Source organism: Nocardia ignorata NBRC 108230 (assembly GCF_001612905.1).
In the GTDB taxonomy this organism is placed as follows: domain Bacteria; phylum Actinomycetota; class Actinomycetes; order Mycobacteriales; family Mycobacteriaceae; genus Nocardia; species Nocardia ignorata.
Map to the genome: position 1 here is coordinate 1 of NZ_BDBI01000019.1, position 15,646 is coordinate 15,646.

Consider the following 15,646-nt stretch of genomic DNA (forward strand, 5'->3'; position numbering starts at 1 on the left):
CGGAAGCCGTTGCGCCACCGGGCCTTGCGCGGCGCGGACGACCCGCACCGTTCGAGGCCCGCGTCGGCTGTGCCGGTGCGGCGGGGGTGGCGAGCGCGATGCCGCTCGGTTTGCGGGCACCGGTGATGTCCACCAGCTTCCGGTCGCCGGGGCGGACCTCGATGCCGTCGGTCCGCACGCCCGCCTTGCGGGTCATCGCGGCCACGTCCTTGCGCTCTTCGTCGGTGACGAGGGTGACGACAACGCCGTCCTCCCCGGCGCGCGCGGTGCGACCGGCGCGGTGCAGGTAGGCCTTGTGCTCGGCGGGCGGGTCGAAGTGCACGACCAGCGACACACCGTCGATGTGGATGCCGCGCGCGGCCACGTCGGTGGTGACCAGCACCGGCACCGACCCGTCGGCGAAGGCCGCCAGCGTGCGCACACGGTTGTTCTGTGCCTTGCCGCCGTGCAGCGAGCCTGCGTCGACACCGGCGCCGCGCAGCTGCTTGGCCAGGCGGTCGGCGCCGTGCTTGGTACGCACGAACATGATGGTGAGGCCGTCGCGGGCGGCGATCTCGGTGGCGACGGTGCGCTTGATGTTCTTGTCGCGCACGAAGAACAGGTGGTGGGTCATGGTGCTCACCGACGCCTCGGCGGGCGCGGTGGAGTGAGTGACCGGGTTGCTCAGGTAGCGCTTCACGAGCTTGTCCACGTCACCGTCGAGGGTTGCCGAGAACAGCAGGCGCTGACCCTGCTTCGGGGTGCGGTCGAGCAGGCGGGTGACCTGGGGCAAAAAGCCCATGTCGGCCATGTGGTCGGCCTCGTCGAGGGCGGTGATCGCCACGTCGGACAGGTCGGCGTTGCGTTGCTTGATGAGGTCGTCGAGACGGCCGGGGGTGGCGATCAGCAGGTCGACACCGCGCGCGAGGCGATCGGCCTGACGCTTGATCGGGGCACCACCGACGACGGAGGCGACGCGCAGGCCCAGCGAGCGAGCGGCCTCTTCGAGCGCCTTCTCGATCTGCGTGGCCAGCTCACGGGTCGGCACGAGCACCAGGCCACGTGGGCGGCCCGGCTTGGACGGCGGGCCCTCGGCCAGACGGGTGAGGATCGGCAGGCCGAAGGCGAGGGTCTTGCCCGAGCCGGTGGGGCCGCGACCCAGCACGTCACGCCCGGCGAGCGCGTCACCGATGGTGGCGGCCTGGATGGGGAAGGGCTTGTCGATGCCGGAGTTGCGCAGTGCCTGAACCAGCGCCACGGGCAGGCCTAGTTCGGCGAAGGTCGGTTCGGTCGCGTCGGAGACAGCAGAGGTGGACAAAATGGCCTTTCGTTGGGCTGCGAATCGCGCTGGAAGATCACCGGCGCCGATTACCCGAAACACGCGAACGGCGTACGGGGTGCGGCCCAGCAGGAAGGACCGATCTCCCAGGATAGGCGTGATTGCGTTCGCGTGGGTAAACAACCTGGTCAGCGGTAACGGCGAGCGCCGGTCCGGGCAGGAGTGATCAGCAGGGTCCGGGGTGCGTGCGTCGCGCCCGGTTCGGAGTGGGTGATCGGCAGGTCAGCCGTGGAACAAGCGGCTCAGTTCCTGTAGCCACGGCACCGCGACGGCGAGGGTGGGAACCACCAGAATCGCGGCGGATCCGAGGTAGGCGGCGGTGGCGATTCTCACGTCGCCGTTGGCGCCCGCGAGGCGCTGGATGCGGATGAGGGTGCTCGGACCGCCCGCCGCCAGCGCACCTTGCGGTGCGGTCGATTTCGCGCACGCCACCAGGGCGCGGGCGAGCGGTTTGGGGCCGGTGACCTTCACCGCGGAGTCGTCGGCGAGCAGTTCGATGAGCAGTTTCACCGAACCGAGCGCGGCCTTGCTGCGGACCACCCGGGGGAACGCCTCGTGGACGGCGGTGAACGCCTCGAGCACCAGGTCGTGGCGGGCTCGCAGATGCGAGCGCTCATGGCTCACGATCGCGGTGACCTCGGCGTCGTCGAGGCTGGTCAGGGTGCCTTCGCTGAGCACAACGCGCTGGCGGAGCCCCGGCAGGCAGTAGGCGATGGGTTCGGTCGCGGCGAGCACCCGGATGTCGGCGGCGCGGCGCACGGGACCGCTCTGATCGAGCAGATCGACCAGCATGCGGTGCCGGGACCGGCGGCGCCGGGTGTGCACGCCGACGCGCACGATGGAGAACATCAGGCGCGCGCCGATCATCAGCGTCAGCGCGAACACGGTGACGTACACGAGCCACAGCGGCAGCCCGAGCGCGTCGATCTCCTTGGTGGGGGAGGTGGTGGGCCTACCGTCGGGGCCGGGAACGAGCAGCATGCTGGCGATGGCCAGCCCGGAACCGAAGGCGCTGAGCACGGCGGCCAGCGCGATGGCCTGCCACAACACGACCGCTGCCCGCGGGCTGCGATGCGGCCAGGTAGCACGGCTGAGCAGCGCGGGAACCGGCCCTGCGAGTAGCAAGGCGAGACCTGCGAAGACTGCCGCGGTTGCGTTCATCGACTCTGCTCACTGCGTTGTGGGGCCAGGGGCGCTCACGTCGTTGTGAGAGCCGCCAGGGAGTCTAGCCGCTGTTTTCGTCGGATTCGAGCTTGGCCAGTGCCTCGCGCAGGGCGTCGGCCTCGTCCTTGCCGACCTGTTCCACGAAGTGCACCAGCGCCGCGGCGCGGCTGCCCGCCGCGTCGGCCTGCTGCAACGCGTCGACCATCAGGCTCGCGACCAGTTCGTCGCGGCTGTGTACCGGGGCGTACCTATGCGCGCGATCGTCGCGACGCTGCACAACCAAATCCTTCTTCGCCAGCCGCTGCAGCACGGTCATCACCGTGGTGTACGCGAGCTCGCGACGAGCCGCCAGTGCTTCGTGTACCTGCCGCACCGTGAGCGGTTCGTCGGCGGACCACAACTGGTCCATCACCGCTTTTTCGAGTTCGCCGAGACCTGCCATCCCTCCGATTTTACGGACTCAACGACAAAGATGCGTACTACAGATTGTCGTAACGGGGTGTTTGCTGGTGTGTCATTCGTCATACCCGGCCGCGCCGTGCACGTGACGCGTGCCGATCGGCACGACCATCGGCCGCCCCGAGACCGGATCGGTGAGCACCCTCGCGTCGAGTCCGAACACCTCGGCGAGCAGTTCCGCTGTGATGATGTCGGCCGGTTTTCCCTGTGCGACGATGCGGCCCGCCGCCATCACCACCAGTTCGTCGCTGTAGCGGATGGCGAGGTTGAGATCGTGCAGCACCATGACCACGGTGCGCCCGAATTCGGCGTGCAAGCGGTCGACCAGGTCGAGCACTTCCAGCGAGTGCGCGAGGTCGAGGTAGGTCGTCGGTTCGTCGAGCAACAGGATGTCGGTGCCCTGGGCCAGCGCCATCGAGATCCAGGCGCGTTGCCGCTGTCCGCCGGACAGTTCGTCGAGCGTGCGGTCGGCCAGGTCGGCGATGCCGGTCTGGGTCAGGGCGGCGGCGACCTCGGTCTCGTCGTCGGCCGACCACTGGCGCAGCCAGGACTGATGCGGGTGACGGCCGCGCGCGACGAGATCGGCGACGGTGAGCCCTTCCGGCGCGACGGGGGTCTGCGGCAACATGCCGATCACCCGCGCGACGTCCTTGGTCTTCATCGTCGAGATCGCCTTGCCGTCGAGCACCACCTGACCTTCGCGTGGACGAAGCAACCGGCCGAGCGACTTGAGCAGCGTCGACTTGCCGCATCCGTTCGGCCCGATCACCGTGGTGACCACGCCGGGGGCGATGTCGAGACTGAGCCCGTCGACGATCACCCGCTCGCCGTAGCCGAGGGAAACGGTGTCGGCGGCGAGGCGATGGGCGGGGCTGGTCATGAGAGCGTGGCCTTCCGGTTCATGCGGACGAGCAGGTAGAGCAGGAACGGCCCACCGAGTGCGGCGGTGACGATACCGACCGGCAGGTCGACGGGCAGCAGTGCGCGCGAGATGATATCGGCCCCCGCCACCAGCGCGGCGCCGGTGAGCGCCGAGGCGATCAGCGGTTCACCGGGCGTGCGCAACGCCATGCGGGCGATCTGCGGTGCGGCCAGCGCGACGAACCCGACGGGCCCGACCGCCGCGGTCGCCACCGAGGCGGCGACCACGGACGCACCGATCAGCAGCGCCTGCTGGGACTGGATCCGCACGCCGAGCACCCTGGTCGATTCCTCGCCGAGGCGCAGCGCGGCCAGCGTGCGCGCCGAGACGAGCGCCACGACGGTGACCACGGTGAGCGCGATCGCGGCGGGCACCACACTGGACATGTCGGCCGCGTCGAGCGAGCCGTTGAGCCAGACCTGGGCGCGGGCGGCATCGGTGAGGCTGGCGCGGGTGAGCAGCCAGCTGATCGCCGACATGAGTACCGCGTTCACGCCGATACCGATGAGCACGAGCCGGAAACCGGTGACACCGCGTTCGCCGCCACCACCGCGTCCCCACGCGAGCAGGTAGATGACGACGGCGGTGAGCAGACCGCCGGCCAGCGCCGCCAGGGGAGCACCGACCGTCGCGACGAGACCCGTTGTCGCCCCGCCACTTCCGACCAGCACGGCGACCGCGCCCACGCTCGCACCGGTGGTGATACCGAGGACGTCCGGCCCCGCCAGCGGGTTGTGCAGGATGGACTGCATCAGTGCACCCGCGAGGCCCAAGGCGGCACCGACGACCACGGCGGTGAGTGCCCGGGGGAGTCGCGATTCGAGCACGATGAACCGCTGCGATCGGGAGCCACCCCCGCCGAGGACATCGAGCACCCGGCTCAGCGGGACATAGGTGTCGCCGACGGCGATATCGATGCAGAACAGCACGAACACAGTCACGGCCAACGCGACGACGAAACCGAACATCACCGGGCGCAGCACCAGCGAAAGCGGACCGACTCGCAAGGCCGGACGCACCTTGCGCAGATCGGCGGTCGTGTCGATGTCGGCGCTCACAGCGTCACCAGCTTCTTGCGGCGCACGAGGGCGATGAAGAACGGTGCGCCCAGCGCCGCCAGCATCACGCCGACCTGCAGTTCACCCGGCCGGGCGACGACGCGGCCGGTGATATCGGCCGTCAGCAGCAACAGTCCGCCCAGCAGGGCCGAGTAGGGGATCAGCCACCGGTTGTCGGGTCCGGTGACGATGCGAGCGATATGCGGGACCACCAGCCCGAGGAACGCGATCGGCCCGACCGCCGCGGTGGCCGCACCACTGAGCAGCACCACCGCGACCAGTCCGAACGCGCGCGCCCGGCCGATGTCGACACCGAGGCCGCGTGCCACGTCGTCGCCGAGACCGAGCAGGTTCAGGGCGGGCGCGGCGGCCAGGGCCATACCGAGGCCGATCACGAGGAACGGCAGGACCTGCCAGAACACGTCGGCCTCGCGGCCGTTGACTGTGCCGACCACCCAGAACCGGTAGGTGTCGAGCGCCGCGTTGTCGAGCACGACGACGGCGTTGGTCATCGCCTGCAGGAACGCGGTGACCGCCGCACCGGCGAGCACCAGACTCAACGGGCTGGCCTTGCCGCCGCCGATCGAGGAGACGCCGAACACGATCAGACCCGCGATCGCCGACCCGGCGAAGGCGAACCAGATGTACTGACCCGGCGCGGTGAAGCCGAACAGATAGATGCTGAGCGCCGCCAGGAAGCCGGCGCCCGCATTCAGTCCTAACAATCCGGCATCAGCTAGCGGATTCCGGGTATACCCCTGGATGAGCGCGCCCGCGACCCCCAGCGCCATTCCGGCGATGAGGGCCAACGCGGTGCGCGGGAGACGCAGCTCACGCGCGATTTCCTCGGCGGTGGAGCGGGCCGGGCATCGGAACGGGCCGCCGTCGCAGCCGAGAGCGTGTGTGACGGCGTCGAACACTGTGGACGGTGCGAGCGAGCGGGTGCCGACGGCGATGCTGGCGACCACTGCCACGGTGAGCAGTACAGCGAGCAGGGCAAGCCCGGTCAGACGACGGCGTCTGACGGTGCCAGGGTGGATCACGGCGACGAACTTCTCCTGCCTCGAAACCGGACACGACTTGTGAAGTCTGGTAAGCCTAACCTATGTTCCGAGACATCATCGTCACGGGAACCAACCGTTCGAGGAGGTTCGATGCCCGAGCCCGTCACCACCACCACGACCCGCACCACCCTCGCGTTCGATCGCGCCTGTGCGCGGTTGCAAGCCCTGCAACCGGAGCATCCGCGGGTCTATGCCGTGGCGGCGATGGCCGGACAGGGGAAACGGCGATGGTGGCATGTCCCGAACGGGTTGTCCGAGGGGCGCGTCGAACTGATGTACCGCAGGCACGCCGCGGAGATGATCAACGACGAGATCGCCGCCGAGGTGGTGGCGACCGCACTCATCCACGCCGTCGTCGGCCGGGTCACCGCGCTGTTCGTCATGTCGGCGCAAGCCTGGGATCCGGGGCGCGACAACCTCTGGATCCACCACGACAACGACGGCGGTATCGACTGGGCGGGCTTGTCCGACACCACGATTCGCGTCGTAGACGGTGACTCGCAGGCCGCCGAACCCGGCACCGTCGCACTGCCCTGCGAGGCGGCGATGGCGGTGTGGCTGGTACAGCGCAGCGCGTCGTCGCTGATCCCGTTGCAGTCGGTGCTCACCCGCTGCTCGGGTCTGCCCGCGCGCCGGTTCTGGCCGCTGGTCGGTGAATCCGTCGTCGGTGCGGCCACCTACGTGCCCGATCTGGCACGCACCGATCCCGCCGCCGCGTCGCGTCGTGGCCAGTTGCTGCTCACTGCCTTCGAGGAGCGTGGTTTGCCCGTGCGGCGCAGCAGCGTGCTGCAACGCTGAGCGCGTCGCGCGCTTCACCGGCGCGGTCGCGGGTATAGGTTCCGCATGACCGTTGTCCTGAAGCGGGCTGTCACCACGCCGCTGCTGTACTTCTTCATCCTCGGCGACATTCTGGGCGCCGGCGTATACGTGCTGGTCGGTTCGGTGGCCCGCGAGTCCGGTGGCGCCGTGTGGTTGCCGCTCGTCATCGCTCTGGTGCTGGCCACGCTCACCGCGGGTTCGTATGCGGAACTCGCGACGAAGTTCCCGAGGGCGGGTGGGTCGGCGCACTATGTCACCCGGGCGTTCGGGCCCGCGGCCGGGTCGTTCGTCGGTTTCTGCATGCTCGCCGCCGGTGTGGTGTCGGTGGGTGCGCTGGCCAGGGCGTTCGCGGGGGACTATCTGCAGGCGCTGGTCTCGGTGCCGGTGGTCGTGGTGGTCGTGGTGTTTCTCGCGCTGCTCGCGGCACTCAACATTCGCGGCATCCGGGAGTCGTTGGGCGCCAACGTGGCCGCCACGCTGGTCGAGGTCGGCGGGTTGCTGCTCATCATCGGTCTCGGTCTGTGGGTGATGCTGCGCGGTGACGCCGACCTGAGCCGCCTCACCCAGGTCGGTACCGCCGAACAGGGTGCGGTCGGCGCGGTGCTCGCGGGGTCGGTGCTGGCGTTCTACTCGTTCGTCGGCTTCGAGACATCGGTGAATCTCGCCGAGGAGGTGAAGGATCCACGCCGGTCCTACCCCACGGCGCTGTTCGGTGCGCTGCTCACCGCGGGGGTGGTGTACGCGCTGATCGGTGTGGTCGCCAGTGCCGCGGTGCCCACCGAGAAGCTGGCGGAGTCGAGCGGCCCACTGCTGGAGGTGGTGCGGGTGGCCGGGGAGGTGCCCGACTGGTTGTTCAGCGTGATCGCGCTGGTCGCGGTCGCCAACGGTGCCCTGCTCACCGGCATCATGTCCTCGCGGCTGGCGTACGGCATGGCCCGCGACGGTCTCCTGCCGTCCACGCTCGCCCGAATCCTGCCCGGCAGACGCACACCCTGGGTGGCGATCCTGGCGACATCGTCGGTGTCGTTGCTGCTGGCACTGACCGGCGAAGTCGATTCGCTGGCAGCGACATTGGTGCTGTTGCTGTTGTTCGTCTTCGGTTCCGTCGACGCGGCGGTGCTGGTGTTGCGCCGCGAACCGGGCGAACCGGGCCACTTCCGGATTCCGACCGTCGTGCCCCTGCTCGGCCTGGCGTCGTGCCTGTTCCTGTTCACCCGCATCGACGGTGAGGTGTGGGCGCGCGGGCTGATCCTCGTCGGTCTCGGCGCGGTGCTGGCCGTGGTGAACGCCGTTCGTGCCCGCGGTGGTGTGGATGCGAAAAAACGGGTAGAGCCAGCCGAGGACCGCAGAGGAGGAAGCTCATGACCACACCACGCGACCGCGACGACGACACCGCCGAACCGAAAGGTGGGCGACCTGGCCCCAGGGACGAGGGCAAGGACGGTGGCATGGCCACCCGCGAAGTCGCCCCCGATGTCGCAGAGACCGACGAGGGCGCGCAGGAACCGCCGGACTAGCCGACGGCACCCTGGGCGGTCACGGCGTCGGCGAGCCTGCGGAACGAGCTCAGCAGCAGGTCGCCGTAGTGCTCGGGGTCCGGCATCATCACGGCGTTGGTGGTGACGGTGATGGTCAGTTCCGCGCCCTGCGAGGTGATGAGATGGCGCAGGCCGTCGCCGTCGTGGATCGGCAGCGCACCGAGCACGCGCACCAGCGGCCGTCCGGCGAACCGCAAGTCGTCGCGGACCGGTGGCACATTGCTGATCGTGGTGTTGCTCAACGGGACCGAGGTCGCCTCGTCGAACCGGCGCAGGGTGCGCGCCCAGCCCGCGGCTCGCAGCAGCAGTGCGGGCGCGGTCTCCACGCGCGACTCGGTGCGCAGGGTGACCGGGTCCGCGGCGGTGGCTTTGGCCCGCTTCGCCGATTCCCCGATCGCGAGCAGTCGCCGCACCGGGTCGTCGATGTCGGTGTGCAGATCGACGAACATCTGGGTGAGCTGATTCACCGAATCCCACTGCGCCACACCGCGCATCGACATCGGGACCATGGCCGCGAGGGAAGTCTCGGGTGTCTCGTCGTGCTCGGCCAGATACGCCGCGAGCGCGCCCGATACGGTGGTCAGCATCAGGTCGTTGACGGTGACCCGGACCGGGCACGCGGCCTGCACCGCGCGGACCTCGGTCATCGGCAGGGTGACGACATTCATGGTCAGTGGTGCGTGGATATCGCGGTTGAAACGGGTCACGGGTTGCTGGGTCACCGCGCTCCCGTCGCCGGGTGCCCGGGTCCGGACCATGCCGAGGGCGAATCGTGCGGGAGCGGTGAGCACAGTGGCGGCGGTCCGCACGGCCGCGCCGATCAGGTCGTCACCCCCGAGTTCGACCTCGGGGGCGGGCGCGTCGCCGAAGAGTTTCGCCTCGAGCTCGCGGGTCGCGACGCCGTCGCAGACGCTGTGGTGGAGTTTGAGCACCACCACAGTCGCCGTCCCGAGCCCCGGAACCTCGCGTACCCGGTCCAGGACATGGAATTCCCACGGTGGCTTGACAAGATCCATTCTCGCCGAGGCGAGTTCGGCGATGCGCGTCTGGGCGGCAGACCAGGTACCCGGCGCGTCGAGGAAGACGTGATCGGCCGTATTCGCCACCGGAGCGGGCACCCAATACGGCAGATCGAGATCGAAAGGGGTGCGGCGCAGGCGGCGGTGGAACAAGGGGGAGTGGCCGAGGCGAGCCCGCGCCCACTCGCGAACCTCGCGCGTGGTCAGGGGCGCGGTGCCGTCGTCGGCGAAGCAGTAGACCGCGACGATGTGGGAGAGGTGCCGGTCGGTCTCGTCGTAGACGAAGACCGCGTCGCGCGGTGCCAACCGCCCCGGGCGTACCCGCAGGATGTTCACAGGCCGAGCGCCGTCGCCATCATCGGCCAGGAAGCGTGCAGATCGTCTTCCCAATAACCCCACGAATGAGTTCCGGTCGCGCGCATATTGTAGGTAATGTTCGTACGACCGAGTTCGCGTGTCCGCTGGGCCATTTGCGCGGTGCAATACATGGTCGCCGCTTCGATTCCGCCGCCGACGAGCATTTGATTCTGCAGAATGGACGCGGGATTTTTTCCTTCGACATGTACCCGCGGATTCGCGAGGGTGTCGTGCACGCCCGGCAATCCACTTCCGGCGGCGATATAGATCGGGATATCGGGCAGCCGATGCGCTTGCACATACGGGTCGTGCTCGCGCCAGGCGGCATCGCCTGCCTGCCCCCACATGTTCTCCACCTTGCCGCCGCCGAGGCGGACCACCAGCGAGACGAACTCACGGCCGACCGGGTCGCTCGTCATCGCGCAGCCGCTGTAGGAGGCGACGCTCCGGTAGAGCTGCGGGGCCTGGATGGCCAGGTCGAGCACCGAACTGCCCGCCATCGAGATGCCCGCGAGCGAGTTCACGCCCGTGGTGCCGAAGGCCGCATCGATCACGGGCGGCAACTCCTGGGTGAGGAAGGTCGTCCACTTGTTGACGCCGTTGTTCTTCAGGTTCTTCGCCAGTCCGGGGTCGGGCTGCTGCCAGTCGGTGTAGTAGCTGAACGCGCCTTCCATCGGCATCACGACATTGACGTGCTTACCGGCGAAGAACTCGGCCGCATTCGTCTGACCTGCCCAGTTGGCCGAATCCTCGCCGCCGCCGGCACCGTTGAGCAGGTACAGCGTCGGGGCGGGAGTCGCGGTGTCGGCGGGGCGGAGCACGCGCAGCGCGATGGTGCGATCCATCGACGGCGAATAGACGCTGATCTCGGCGGTCTGGCCGGTCTGACCGCGGCTCACCAGGTGGGCGCCGGGCGCGGCGGTCGCCCGCGGGCCGTCGGCGAGCACGGGAGCGGTGGCCAGGGCGGCGGCACATGCCGCGGCGAGGAGGGTGCGGAATGCGGGTGTGTTCATCGGTGGTACGAGCCTGCTGACTTCTCGAAGAGCGACCGGGGGCCGGCCGGTGGGCCGGCCCCCGTGACAAAGCTGAGGGCTACTTGCCGGGCGTCGGCGTGCCGCCGCTCGCCGAGATGAGCGCCTGCACGAAGGGCAACGCCGCATTGCTGAGGCTGCCGGCGCCGGTCTCCAGCAGTTCGTAGAGGGATCCCATGTGTTTCTCCTGATGGTGATGGGTGAATCAGGCTCGCGTCACGGGCGAGCCGGGTGACCGGACGGCCGGATTACGGGAAGAAGGCTTCCACCGAACCGAGGAAGACGGCCAGCAGACCGTCGCCTTCGGCGGCCGAACCGAGTCCCGCGATGGCCGCGGTCAGAAGCTCACTCAACGAGCCCATGTATCTCTCCTTGCGTTGTGGCCACACCAGGCTTCGATGTGACGCCGGTAACGTAACCCGCTACTCCAGGTGTGGCAACCCGATGTTTCACTCCGCTCGAACTGTTCATATTTTTCTTCCGTATGGAATCAACTTGCGGATTGCCGACAGGGTGCGCCGGTACTAGGTGTGACCTGTGGTTACCGCCACTGTCTGGCACAGTTATCGGCCTTTTGGCAGTGAACACTGATGTACGCGGTAAGGGTGTCAAGGGGCTTTTTTCTGCTGTGAACTGCGGTGCTGCGCTGAGCTTCGGTGTTGCGCCCGTCAGCGTCGCCGAACGGGGTGTGCGGTGCTGGATGCCGTGCCGGACCTGGATGCAATGCGGTGTTGGTGCGGCGAACGCGTGTTGCCAAGTGGACGCGCAAGCCCCTGCTTTCAGGGTTGCGCCTCGGCGCGATCGTTCCCGCCGGCGTTCTCCGGCCGTTGAGTGGTTATGTCTTGCGGCTATTGCAAGATAACTCGCGCTGGTGTCGTGAACGGGCCGGAGAGGACTCGTCGGCCCGCTCCCGACCCGCTCGCCTGATCGTTACTTACCCGGTGACGGCGTGCCGCCGCTGGCCGTGATCAGGGCCTGGACGAAGGGCAGCGCGCCTTCGCTGAGGCTGGCCGCGCCGGTCTGCAGCAGTTCGTAGAGAGATCCCATGGTGTTCTCCTTTCAGGAATAGGTGATCGATTACGGGAAGAAGGCTTCGACGGAGCCGAGGAACACGGCGAGCAAACCGTCCCCCTCGGCGGCGGAACCCAGTCCCGCAATTCCTGCCATCATCAATTCGGTGAGTGAACCCATATCAGTTCTCCTTGCGGCATTTTCGGATCTGCATCAGCGGCGGTCGCCCGTCGTGATGCCGGTAACGTAGCCGCTGCCCATTTCCCGTCATCCGATTTTTGGCGGATCCGGACAATTCGTCCCGAATTCTTTCCGACGGAAAGTATCTCGCCGGATTGGCGAACGTCACTACCGCTGATGCTGTGACCTGTGGCGACGCACAAGGCTTGTCACGCGTCGCCCTTCCGTCGGCGAGCCGCGTCAATCCCCCTGTCCGACGCCGGGGGTGGGCAGCAGCACCTGTCCGCCGGTGGCCGGGCATTCGGCGCGGCCGGTGACGAGCATCAGCAACTCCACAGCAGTGCCCGTGACCACCGTCCCCGAGCCCACTGTCCACCCGGTGTCGGTCGCGCACAGCTGGTATCCGGCGAGCCGCTCGGGCGCGTGGAACGGCGCACCCATCGCCCATACCCGCTCCAGCGACCACTGTGCGGGCTCCGTCGGCGCGACCCGCTCGATGCCGAGCGGCACGGCGATGTCCTGCCCGTGTACGAGCAGGTCCATCAACCGGTCGAGCGGCGTCGTGCCGATCGGCGTCGCACGCGACACGATCGTTTCCCGCAACTGTGCGAGCAGTCCCGCAGTGGTCGTGCGGTCGGCGTACCGAACGGCACTGTCGTGGATGAGTTGATCGATGTTTCCCCGCGCCCGCACCAGTTCCACCACGATCGTCGCGAGCGTGAACCGGGTCGCGAGCACCAGATGGGCAACCACGTCGCGAATGCGCCATCCCGCGCACAACGACGCTGTGTCCCACTCGGATTCGTCGAGCGCGGCCAGCAGCTCGACCAGTGTGGTGCGCTCCTCGGCCACGCACCGCCAGACGGTATCCGCGCTCGGTCGTTCGATTGTCATCATGTCTCCTTCAGTCGATGTCGTCGGTACCGTAGGAGCTCCACCGAGGTGGAGGTGCCAGCGACTGTGACCCACAACACACGTCTGACGATCGGTGAGCTCGCCCTGAGAACGGGTGTCGCCGTGCGCACCATCCGCTACTACTGCGACGAAGGGTTGCTGGCTGCCGAGCGCACGTCGACCGGCCATCGGACATTCGGCCCGGACGCGGTCGACCGGTTGAACCTGCTGCGCCGCCTGCGTGCGCTGGGAATCGGCTTGACCGCCATCGCCGACGTCCTCGCGGGTACCCGCGCCCTGGCGGAGGTGATCGCCGCCGAACGCGAAGCTGTTGCCGGCGAACTCGCCGCACTGCGGCGCCGCGAGGCGTTGCTGACCGCGGTGACCGCCGGCGAAGTCGGGTTCGGGGTGAATCTGGTTGCTGCCGTTGCTGATCCGGCTGCCGCGCACGACGTGCTCGTCGGCTTCTGGCGGCACCAGCTCGCCCCGCTGCCCGCACCCGTGCTGCACGACTTCATCGATATGAATCTGCCGGGCCCGCCGGTCGATGCCGACCCGGAGTTGCTACTGACCTACGCCGAACTCGTGGCGGCGGTGCGTGATCCACGGCTCGACGCGGCGATGTTCGACATCGTCCGGCACAGCGCCGTTCCTGGAGTGCATGACGAAAAAGGCCTGCTGCTGTCCGTCGCGCAGGCGTGTCTCTCGGCGGCCCCGCTTGTCGCGATCGGCGAACAACCTCGGCCCGGTGCCGAACTCGATCATTACGTTGCCGCCCATGCCACCGCTCGCGCCGAGCGAGACACCCCGGAATTCCGTGAGCGATTGGCCCTCGGCGCCGCCGACCAGCGCGTCCGCCGCTACTGGCATCTCACCACGGCACTGACGGGTGAACGGGTCACCTCCGGCGCCGCGCACCTGTGGCTCTTCGACGCGCTGACCGTCTCGGTCACGCAATCGGCGGGCTGAACCCGCCGGGGGGACGAACGAGGGGAGGCCATGAGTGGCCTCCCCTCAGGGGACGATCAGGGAACCACTTCGACGATGTCGCCGGGCTCGAGCCATTCGTAGTGCGCCTTGGCGCCGTCGGGGGTCAGGCGGATGCAGCCGTGGGACTGCTCCTCGGTGGGTCCGATGTGGTAGGCGATGTCGCCGTTGAAAAAGATCGCGTATTCCATGGGGGCGTTGTGCAGGGTGCTCCAGTGGAACGGCTTCTTGAACGCCACCTTGAACGTGCCCGGCGGGGTTTCGTAGCCGGGGCGGCCGTGCGACATCGGGGTGGGACCGTAGGTCACCTTGCCGTTGTCCATCAGCCACGCGTTGTTGGTGGACAGCTGCAGGCACGCGCGGGCCTTCTCGCTGCACGGCGCCACCACCGGTTCCGGTTCGGGCGCGGGAACGATGGCGGGCACGCCGGGGATATCGGGCCCACCTGGCCACAGTGGTTCGGCCTGCACGGGTGCGGCGAGCGCGGTACCGACCACCGCCGCACACATCGCCGCGCACGCGGCCCACCGGGGAATACGACTACTACTCACGAAATCTTGCCTCTCTCGCCGCGCCCACCCCTGGTCGTCGTACGCCCAGAACATGAGCTTTCACCATCGACACAAGCCTCGGAACATAGAGGTGTGAACGATCATGGAGTATTGCGATTGTGTTGAGCAAGCCCTGGATATCGCTACCGGCGCGTCGCGTTCCGGCAGCCACTTGACCACTTAGGTAAGCCTGACCTATGCTCATCGTGGCGTATGGATGAGCCGGTGGTCCCGAGGGCTGCGGTCGACCCCCTCGTTCCTGCCGCGGCGGGCTCCGTTCTCGTAACGGGGTCCGCCGCTTCGTTTTCCCGGTGGCGACGCCGGATTTCTGATGGTGTAAACCGGACGGTATGAGCGAAAATCCCCTGTCGTGGGCTGATATCACCCCCGAGTTGATGACCAAGATGAGCGAAGGCACCTTCACCGACCTCATCGGCATGCGCTTCACCGAGGTCTCGGCCGACCGCGTGCGCGGCGAATGGGAGGTGCGCCCCCAGTTGCACCAGCCCGCGGGCATCCAGAACGGCGGCGTCTACTGCACGGTGATCGAAACCCTCGCCAGCGTCGGCGCCAGTGTCTGGTTCGGTGAGCGCGGTCAGGTGGTCGGCGTCAACAACAACACCGACTTCCTGCGCGCCGTGCGCGAGGGCACCCTCACCGCCGAGGCCACCCCGATCCACCGCGGCCGCAGCCAGCAGCTGTGGGTCGTGGTGATCACCGACGCCGAGGGTCGCATGGTCGCTCGCGGACAGGTCCGCCTGCAGAACCTGGCGGCTTGATCTCTCCCCTGTGATGATCCGCCCGCCGGGGTCGAGCGCGTCGGCGACGAGAGCGCCGACGTCGGCGCTTCGTTAACTTCTCGTTAATCGAGCCGGGTTCGTCCCAGGTCACGGCGTCGGTGGGCGACCCCGGGGGCACGCACGTGTGAGAATGTCGCTCACCGACCACGATCCGCCGAGGAGAACCCCGATGCGACTGTCGCCGCACGAGCAGGAACGGCTGCTGCTGAGTTACGCGGCCGAGCTGGCGCGGCGCAGGCAGGCCAGGGGGCTCAAACTCAACCATCCCGAGGCGGTCGCGCTCATCACCGACCATGTGCTCGAGGGCGCGCGGGACGGGCGAACCGTCGCGGAACTGATGTCCTCGGGGCGCCAGGTACTCACCAGGGACGACGTGATGGTCGGCGTGCCGGAGATGATCCACGACGTTCAGGTCGAGGCGACCTTCCCGGACGGGACCAAACTCGTCACCGTGCACCACCCGATCGGATGAGA

The 15,646-nt window shown here is 68.2% G+C and carries 16 protein-coding genes; 6 read left to right on the top strand and 10 right to left on the bottom strand.

The genetic code is table 11. From position 1 onward, the window contains the following. The 6 genes from NI2_RS16710 to NI2_RS16735 form a co-directional block, all read right to left on the bottom strand. A partial coding sequence (locus NI2_RS16710) for a DEAD/DEAH box helicase (RefSeq protein WP_255284024.1) occupies window positions 1–1,297 on the bottom strand: 1,297 nt, incomplete at its 3' end. A 243-nt stretch (window positions 1,298–1,540) separates the two neighbouring features. After that, complete coding sequence (locus NI2_RS16715; protein WP_067491898.1) at window positions 1,541–2,479, bottom strand: M56 family metallopeptidase; 939 nt, start codon at window positions 2,477–2,479, stop codon at window positions 1,541–1,543. Between the two features lie 64 nt (window positions 2,480–2,543). Further along, window positions 2,544–2,933, bottom strand: a complete 390-nt coding sequence (locus tag NI2_RS16720; protein WP_279537543.1) for a BlaI/MecI/CopY family transcriptional regulator — start codon at window positions 2,931–2,933, stop codon at window positions 2,544–2,546. 63 nt (window positions 2,934–2,996) lie between these two features. Continuing rightward, window positions 2,997–3,821 (bottom strand): ABC transporter ATP-binding protein, encoded by an 825-nt coding sequence (locus tag NI2_RS16725; protein ID WP_067491900.1) that lies wholly within the window; start codon window positions 3,819–3,821, stop codon window positions 2,997–2,999. Beyond that, a complete protein-coding gene (locus tag NI2_RS16730; RefSeq protein WP_243749796.1) occupies window positions 3,818–4,831 on the bottom strand; it encodes a FecCD family ABC transporter permease in 1,014 nt (337 codons plus the stop codon). The genes NI2_RS16725 and NI2_RS16730 overlap by 4 nt, the downstream gene beginning before the upstream one ends. Before the next feature lie 86 nt (window positions 4,832–4,917). Then, window positions 4,918–5,964, bottom strand: a complete 1,047-nt coding sequence (locus tag NI2_RS16735) for a FecCD family ABC transporter permease (protein WP_067491904.1) — start codon at window positions 5,962–5,964, stop codon at window positions 4,918–4,920. Between the two features lie 111 nt (window positions 5,965–6,075). On the opposite strand from NI2_RS16735, the gene NI2_RS16740 reads away from it, so the two are divergent. The 3 genes from NI2_RS16740 to NI2_RS34460 are packed head-to-tail and all read left to right on the top strand — an operon-like array spanning window position 6,076 to window position 8,321. Then, on the top strand, window positions 6,076–6,783 hold the full coding sequence (locus NI2_RS16740) for a hypothetical protein (RefSeq protein ID WP_067491906.1): 708 nt from the start codon (window positions 6,076–6,078) through the stop codon (window positions 6,781–6,783). Window positions 6,784–6,828: 45 nt separating this feature from the next. Further along, window positions 6,829–8,169 (top strand): APC family permease, encoded by a 1,341-nt coding sequence (locus tag NI2_RS16745; RefSeq protein ID WP_067491908.1) that lies wholly within the window; start codon window positions 6,829–6,831, stop codon window positions 8,167–8,169. Next, on the top strand, window positions 8,166–8,321 hold the full coding sequence (locus tag NI2_RS34460; RefSeq protein WP_166655708.1) for a hypothetical protein: 156 nt from the start codon (window positions 8,166–8,168) through the stop codon (window positions 8,319–8,321). Before NI2_RS16745 ends, NI2_RS34460 begins: the two co-directional genes overlap by 4 nt. Here NI2_RS34460 and NI2_RS16750 read toward each other — a convergent pair. The 3 genes from NI2_RS16750 to NI2_RS16760 all read right to left on the bottom strand — a co-directional run bounded on the left by NI2_RS16750 (window position 8,318) and on the right by NI2_RS16760 (window position 12,834). Continuing rightward, on the bottom strand, window positions 8,318–9,697 hold the full coding sequence (locus NI2_RS16750) for a wax ester/triacylglycerol synthase family O-acyltransferase (protein ID WP_067491910.1): 1,380 nt from the start codon (window positions 9,695–9,697) through the stop codon (window positions 8,318–8,320). The genes NI2_RS34460 and NI2_RS16750 overlap by 4 nt on opposite strands. Beyond that, entirely contained in the window at window positions 9,694–10,731 is a 1,038-nt protein-coding gene (locus tag NI2_RS16755) for an alpha/beta hydrolase (protein ID WP_067491912.1), read from the bottom strand. The genes NI2_RS16750 and NI2_RS16755 overlap by 4 nt, the downstream gene beginning before the upstream one ends. 1,449 nt (window positions 10,732–12,180) lie before the next feature. Beyond that, window positions 12,181–12,834 carry a maleylpyruvate isomerase family mycothiol-dependent enzyme gene (locus NI2_RS16760; protein WP_084476480.1) on the bottom strand — a complete coding sequence of 218 codons (654 nt, stop codon included), beginning with the start codon at window positions 12,832–12,834 and terminating at the stop codon, window positions 12,181–12,183. Between the two features lie 66 nt (window positions 12,835–12,900). On the opposite strand from NI2_RS16760, the gene NI2_RS16765 reads away from it, so the two are divergent. Then, window positions 12,901–13,803, top strand: a complete 903-nt coding sequence (locus NI2_RS16765) for a MerR family transcriptional regulator (protein ID WP_133733772.1) — start codon at window positions 12,901–12,903, stop codon at window positions 13,801–13,803. 56 nt (window positions 13,804–13,859) lie between these two features. Here the strand turns inward: NI2_RS16765 and NI2_RS16770 are convergent, their stop codons facing one another. Then, window positions 13,860–14,372 (bottom strand): L,D-transpeptidase, encoded by a 513-nt coding sequence (locus tag NI2_RS16770; RefSeq protein ID WP_243749673.1) that lies wholly within the window; start codon window positions 14,370–14,372, stop codon window positions 13,860–13,862. Window positions 14,373–14,722: 350 nt separating this feature from the next. Here NI2_RS16770 and NI2_RS16775 point away from each other — a divergent pair, with 350 nt between their 5' ends. Both NI2_RS16775 and NI2_RS16780 read left to right on the top strand, forming a co-directional pair. Beyond that, the gene (locus NI2_RS16775; RefSeq protein ID WP_133733771.1) at window positions 14,723–15,151 is read left to right on the top strand and encodes a PaaI family thioesterase; all 429 of its coding nucleotides are present in this window, start codon (window positions 14,723–14,725) and stop codon (window positions 15,149–15,151) included. A gap of 190 nt (window positions 15,152–15,341) precedes the next feature. Continuing rightward, window positions 15,342–15,644 (top strand): urease subunit gamma, encoded by a 303-nt coding sequence (locus NI2_RS16780; RefSeq protein WP_067491980.1) that lies wholly within the window; start codon window positions 15,342–15,344, stop codon window positions 15,642–15,644. Window positions 15,645–15,646 lie beyond the last annotated feature (2 nt).